The organism is Haloferula sp. (assembly GCF_049672945.1).
GTDB lineage: Bacteria > Verrucomicrobiota > Verrucomicrobiia > Verrucomicrobiales > Akkermansiaceae > Haloferula.
The window spans coordinates 1-5,854 of sequence record NZ_JBATWY010000126.1 but is presented as its reverse complement, the minus strand read 5'-3'; the positions used below and the strand labels follow the sequence as shown (position 1 = coordinate 5,854).

At 61.6% G+C, this 5,854-nt stretch carries 9 protein-coding genes; 2 read left to right on the top strand and 7 right to left on the bottom strand.

Features of this window, described 5'->3' with window-relative positions; translation table 11 throughout:
* Both WBG04_RS11110 and WBG04_RS11105 read left to right on the top strand, forming a co-directional pair.
* The coding region (locus WBG04_RS11110; RefSeq protein WP_424314499.1) for a tyrosine-type recombinase/integrase at window positions 1-200 on the top strand (200 nt) is incomplete at its 5' end.
* The gene (locus tag WBG04_RS11105) at window positions 200-565 is read left to right on the top strand and encodes a hypothetical protein (RefSeq protein WP_424314498.1); all 366 of its coding nucleotides are present in this window, start codon (window positions 200-202) and stop codon (window positions 563-565) included. The genes WBG04_RS11110 and WBG04_RS11105, both read left to right, overlap by 1 nt.
* A gap of 176 nt (window positions 566-741) precedes the next feature.
* On the opposite strand, the gene WBG04_RS11100 is transcribed toward WBG04_RS11105, so the two are convergent.
* From WBG04_RS11100 to WBG04_RS11070, 7 genes are all read right to left on the bottom strand, one after another.
* On the bottom strand, window positions 742-1,818 hold the full coding sequence (locus tag WBG04_RS11100; protein ID WP_424314497.1) for a WGR domain-containing protein: 1,077 nt from the start codon (window positions 1,816-1,818) through the stop codon (window positions 742-744).
* Window positions 1,819-1,925: 107 nt separating this feature from the next.
* Window positions 1,926-3,044, bottom strand: coding sequence for a hypothetical protein (locus WBG04_RS11095; RefSeq protein ID WP_424314496.1), 1,119 nt, complete (start codon window positions 3,042-3,044; stop codon window positions 1,926-1,928).
* 121 nt (window positions 3,045-3,165) lie between these two features.
* On the bottom strand, window positions 3,166-3,390 hold the full coding sequence (locus tag WBG04_RS11090) for a hypothetical protein (RefSeq protein ID WP_424314495.1): 225 nt from the start codon (window positions 3,388-3,390) through the stop codon (window positions 3,166-3,168).
* Window positions 3,391-3,392: 2 nt separating this feature from the next.
* Window positions 3,393-4,910, bottom strand: a complete 1,518-nt coding sequence (locus WBG04_RS11085) for an AAA family ATPase (RefSeq protein ID WP_424314494.1) — start codon at window positions 4,908-4,910, stop codon at window positions 3,393-3,395.
* A gap of 28 nt (window positions 4,911-4,938) precedes the next feature.
* Window positions 4,939-5,187, bottom strand: a complete 249-nt coding sequence (locus WBG04_RS11080; RefSeq protein ID WP_424314493.1) for a hypothetical protein — start codon at window positions 5,185-5,187, stop codon at window positions 4,939-4,941.
* A 3-nt stretch (window positions 5,188-5,190) separates the two neighbouring features.
* Window positions 5,191-5,397, bottom strand: a complete 207-nt coding sequence (locus WBG04_RS11075; protein WP_424314492.1) for a DUF2997 domain-containing protein — start codon at window positions 5,395-5,397, stop codon at window positions 5,191-5,193.
* On the bottom strand, window positions 5,394-5,854 hold a 461-nt coding region (locus WBG04_RS11070), incomplete at its 5' end, for a DUF1257 domain-containing protein (RefSeq protein WP_424314491.1). The genes WBG04_RS11070 and WBG04_RS11075, both read right to left, overlap by 4 nt.

The following is a 5,854-nucleotide window of genomic DNA, read 5'->3' as shown; positions in this document are numbered from 1 at the left end:
TCGGGATCGAGAAGTGGGTCACAAGCCATTCTTTGCGCCATAGTTTCGCGACGGATCTCCTCGAGGCCGGTGTGGATCTCAGGAGGATCCAGGAGCTGCTGGGCCATCAGGACATCACGACGACGGAGATTTACCTGCACGTGGCGCTGGGAGTGAGTGGCTTGGGAGTGACAAGTCCGTTGGACCAAATGATCGCGTGATGGCCGTGAAAGTAATCCAATTTACGGCTGCATCAGTAGAGTGTAGCGAAGCGGTCGATTGGCAGTACGTGCAGGTGACTTTCGATTCCATGGACGCAGGGTTTGATGAGGACAACCGGGTTTCTCCCTACCTGATGATTTCGGTGGATCTCGATTTTGAAGACCAAATTACGGTCGAGTTTCACGATGGGGAGGATTACGATGGTGATAGTCTCAGCCGAATCGATCTGTGGCGGCACAGAGTCCACGCGCTATCTGGAGATGGCTACGAATTTGACATTGCTTTTGAACTCTCCGACGACGCTTTCGCTGAACTCCGTAAGTATCTGAGGGTGATCATGCGTTCGGACTGCTTCCGGGAGTAGGAAGATCCGATCGGAGGGATCGCGACGACGTTTCCAGTGAGATACTTAAAAATGATGCGTTCGCCCCTCCCGGGACTCCCGGGAAGGGCGAGTCGATCATCAAATTCGACACAGTGTCGTTTCTGCGGGGTCTCTGCGATCCGGTTTGTCGCTTCAATGGCACTATCTGTTGTCACTCAGTCCAGCATTGATGCCGCTGGCTCAGCCTTGAACTTGAGTTGCTCCACCGTGCAGTCCTCGGCCGGGATGTCGTCCCGAGCACCGAGGTAGACCGGCTGGTAAATGGCCCCACTTTCCCGGAAGGCATACATGTAGCGAGCCTCGATGACTTCGCCCTTTTCCGGAACCTCATGGTTCGCGGGGATGGTGACGTTGCCGGCGGGGACACGGTTCCCCTCAGCCGTGACGAGTTCCAACCCGACGCTGCGCTTGGTTCCGTTCCTCCCGGCGACGATGAACGACGCGCTCTCGACGAACTTGAACTTCAGCTGCGGTCCGCCGGAGTTCGGCCGGCCGGGTGTGTAGGGGGCATTGATGTCCTTGAAGACGACACCTTCGGCTCCCTCCGCGAGGAGTTCCTCGTAGGTCGCTCGTTTGTCGTCGGGATCGAGCGGGGTGGCGATCCAGCAGAGGGCTGGGAGGTTCGGGGGGATGACCATAATCAAGCCGGAGAAGCGATCGATGTAGCGGCGTTGGCGGAGGTCGTTGCCTTTGACTTCGAGGAGGTCGAAGGCGTGGAGGGTGTCGCCCACGGCCTCGCCGTCGATGAGGACGTCGAAGGGGATGTATTCGATGGCTTCTCTGATCGTGTCCGGGATCGCTACGATGAGTCCCCGGCGGTTGATGCCGATGATTTCATCTCCCTGCTTGCGGACCATCAGGCGGCGACCGTCGTGCTTCTGTTGGAGGCAATGGGTCGTGCCGGTGATGAGACGGGGGAGTTGATCTTCGTCGACCGGGTTGAGGAGTTGGCAGCGGATGCCGCTGTCGCGGCCTTCGTTGCCGGTTTGTTGGTAGGGCGTGCCGTCCTCGGCGGGCGTGTAGCCTTTGGCGAGTTTGGAGGCGACGAGCTTCGCGTGGATGCTTTGTGCCTTTTCGAGGGATACGGGTGTCTGGGTCTTGGTGCCGGTGGTCAGGGTTTGGCCCCGGCGTCCGTAAGCGAAGGTGACGATGTGACCGTCAGCTTTTGGTTCAATGGATGCTTGGTAGACTTTATCGGAGTTGCCTTGGCGATAGTACAGGTTGGTTTGCATGTTGGTTGTTGTTAGTTTGGGGTTGGGGTGCCGATGGGGCGGGAAAGTGAAAGGGCCGCCCGCCGATGTGCGGACGACCCCTGTTTGTTTTGGCGACTCGGGTTTTCTCAGGCGGCGGCCTGGGCGGCGGCGTGGGTGACGCGCAGGGGCATGATCACGCAGAAGGCTCCGTCGGGTCGCCGGGCGACGACCGGGCTCATTTCATCGCTCAGCCACAGGGTCGGTGCGATGGCCAGGGCGGTGGCAAGGTAACTCGGGTCGACGGAAACAATCGGCACCTTGCCGGTCCCGATGACGGGCACTTCGATGGTCCCGGCGACACCCTCCTTGGTCCCGTGGATAAGTTGGAGGACGCCGCGCTTCTTGAGACGCAGGGTTAGGGTTCCATCGCGGGTGGGCAGGGAGCGCAGCCACGACAGGGTGGCGGCGCGACGCTCTTCGGCGATGGTGAGGGATGACACCATGCCGCGTGGGACGACTTGCTTCCAGGCCGGGTAGTTGCCGGCTTGGGTCCGGGTGATCAGCTGGTGATTGCCGGACTGAAAGCAGAGCATGCGACTCTCTGCGTTCTCCGACATCGTGACGGTCGCGGGCCGACTTTTGAAGTCGGGGTGACCGAGGATATGGACGGCAGTATTGGGCAGGATGAAGTCGGTGGAGGGGACGCTGGCAGGAATGCCGGCGAGGCGTCGGCCATCGGTGGCGATGAGCAGGCCACCATCTTCGGGAGTGAAGTGCACGCCGTTGAGAACGATGCGCGTGGCATCCTTCGAAGCGCAGGTGGCGACGAGGGCGAGCATCTCGATGGTGCGTGCGGGGAGCTCGGTGGATGGGCCCTCGACCTGGGAAAGCTCCGGGAAGTCGTCGAGGTTCGCGGTGGGATGCTGCGTCTCGATCGGGATGCCCTTGCAGGTGACGTGCAGATGGATGCGGCGACTCTTGCGCGAACCTTTGGCGGCGATGGTGACGATGCTGTCTTTGTCGGCCTTCATGGCGGCCCGGAAGGCATCGGGTGGAATCAGTAGTGATTCCGGGGAGCTGATCGGCTCGGCCAGTGGGATTCGTGTTTCGAGTCGCTGGTCGAGGTTGGCAGTGACAAGCGACAGAGTGTCGAATTTGGCGATGGCCGCGATGTGAGTGAGCACCGGGAGGGTACTTCGGTGGGACGGCAGGCGCTTGAGGAGCTTGCCGGCTTGCTTGAGGTCATGGGCGTGGATCTTGATCATGGTTGTTGTTGTTGTTGGTTATTTGTTTGGGGCTGTCCGCCGGAGTGGCGATTGAGAAAGATGAAGGGCCGCCACGCGGTGATGCGTGACGGCCCTGGTTGCGTCGGGAGCGGTGCTTGCCTCAGTCGAGGTCCGCGTTCGGGTGGCGGATCAGCTTGTCGGCTTCGATCCACTCGGTCGGGTGGTGTTCGAATCCCGGGATGCGGGCGAGGACGAGCACGCGGGGGCTGTCTTCGGGGGCTTCGATGACGATCCGCTCGAAGTCGTCGTCGCCGGGATCCTGGCAGTCGGGATGGATCCGCACTCGGTCGCCGACTTTCAGGGGGACATCGTGCGGCGGGTTCATGGCTAGTTCATCGACTGCACCCGGCGTCCCCGCGTGGGTTTGGCCGCTGTGGGATGGCTGGCGGCTTCTCTTGCCCGGCCTTTGGCCCAGTGGCGGAGGGCGGCGATCTTGCCGTCCATCAGTTGGGCGAGTGGCACGGTGCGAGTGATCGCTTCGAGGATCTCCCGGGGGCCTGGCTCTTTGCCTTCGAAGTAGGCTTCGTGCATGGCGTCGATGAAGACCGCCTCGATCTCCGCTCCAGTGAACTGTTCGCAGGCGCGGGCAAGGACGACGGTGTCGAAGTCGGTCGGCTTGCGACCGTGACGGGCGATGACGATGTCCCAGATGGCGGCACGCTCGAGGGCGTCGGGCAGGTCGACGAAGAACATCTCATCAAACCGACCCTTGCGCAGGAACTCAGGAGGGAGCTGACTTACGTCGTTTGCCGTAGCAACGACGAACACCGGCTTCTGCTTCTCCTGCATCCAGCTTAGGAATGAGCCGAAGACGCGGGAGGAGGTTCCACCATCGGTGCTGCCACTCGACTTGCTTCCGGAAAAGCCTTTCTCGATTTCATCGATCCACAGGACGCAGGGTGCGATGGCTTCGGCGGTTTGGATGACGCTGCGCAGGTTGGCTTCGCTTTGGCCGACGATGCCGCCGAAGACACGGCCCATGTCGAGACGCAGCAGGGGCAGCTCGAAGGCACCGGCGGTGGCCTTGGCGGTCAGGCTCTTGCCGGTGCCCGGGATGCCGACAATCAGCAGTCCTTTCGGAGCGGGTAGCCCATAGGTCTTGGCGGAGTCGCTGAAGGCGCCTGCTCGCCCGGTCAGCCATTCCTTGAGGTGGTTGAGGCCGCCGATGTCGCTGAGGCCGGTGGTGGCTTCGACCACTTCGACCAGGCCGTTGCGCTTGAGCGTGCGGGCCTTCTCGCGGGCGATCACCTTTGGGTCGATGGCTTTGGTTTCGACCACCGACAGCGCGAAGGCATTCTCGGCTTCTGTCGTGGTCAGGCCGAGGGCGCTCTGCAAGACGGACTCGCGGGTCACCTCGTCCACCTTCTTGAGCTTGGCGGACTTGAGGATGCCATCGAGGACGGTGCCAAGCTGGGTGGTGTCGGGCAGGTCGAAGTCGACGTCGGTGAACTCGTGTTCCAACTCAGCGGGTAGCTTGAGCCGGCAGCCGAGCAGGATGAGTGCATGGCCGTTGGTCTTCGCCATTCGCAGGGTGTCCTTGATGCGACGAACGAGCATCGGGTCGCTCTGATCGAGGTGGAGTTGCAGGTCGCGCAGGAGCACAACGTGTTGGGGATTTTCGGCAGCGAAGAGGCCGTCGAGTTGTTGCAGGGCTTCGAGGGGATCGGAGCACGGGGTGACCCGTCCCTCGCCGGTATCGACCAAGCCCTCGGTGGAGGACCAGGCGTGGAGTTTGCGTTTTGTGGAAGTGCAGGCGTGGGCGATTTCCGCTTCGGCGCGTGCTTCCTCGGAACTGATGACGACGAGTCCGGGGTAACCGGCTCGGAGGTAGGTGGTGAGGTTCATAAGTTTGCTGGTTTTCTGTGTTCAGTTTTCAGGGCTGTGGAGTGGCCTGTGGCTGGAGGTTGGTTTGTTCCCAGTTGAGGCACTCGTTGCGTGATGCGTGGGAGAAGAGCACTTGGCCGGTATCGGCGTCGTGCACGTCCCACTGTTGGGTGGATTCATCGAAGCGGATGTCCGTGGCCCGGACGACATGGAGTCGCCCGAGCTCACGGAGATCGATCGCTTCGGTGTAGAGGCAGTCGATGTGACCACCCGGATTGAAGCGGAGGGTTTGGCTCATGGTTTATGCGCCTCCTTCTCCGAGTTGTTGTTGGTTCTGGCCGTGCTGGGATTGACGCCAGAAGTCGGGCTTGCGGGTTCGCTGCCCGGGTTTGCCGAGCGCGTCTTCGATGGCCTTGGTCGCGGCTTCGCAGCCTTTGCCTTGGAAGCCATCGGCCTCGACGCTGGTTTCACCGGTGGGTGACACGCGGATAAGGATGCGGCGGCTCATAGCGAACCTCCTTCCAGGGTGAGCAGGACCGAGCCATCGGCTTCGAGCTTGCGGGTGGAACGCAGGCCACGCGCACGAGCGGTGCGCAGCGTTTTGTGGACGCCGTAGGATTGCAGCAGTCGGCCGTAGCCAACGCCAACTTCCCTGGCGACATAGCCGTCCCACCAGTCGGTGGTCAGGCCGTAGGAACCATCGTTCTCTTTCGAGGGATCGACGGCGATGTCGTAAGGGCCTTTGAGCTGAATCGTGCGGTGGGCTGACCGGGTGACTCCGGCGTAGCCACGGCACGGGGTATTTGCCACGAGCTTGAGGTCGAGTTCGGCGCAGGCGTCGGACAGGGCATCAAGATCACGGACTTGAGTCTGGATCGTCGTGAAGTGAGACATGTTGTTTTGGTGGTTGGTGTTGGTGTTTTGGTTGAAGGGGGGATGCGCAAAGGGCGGCTCCGGGATGGAGC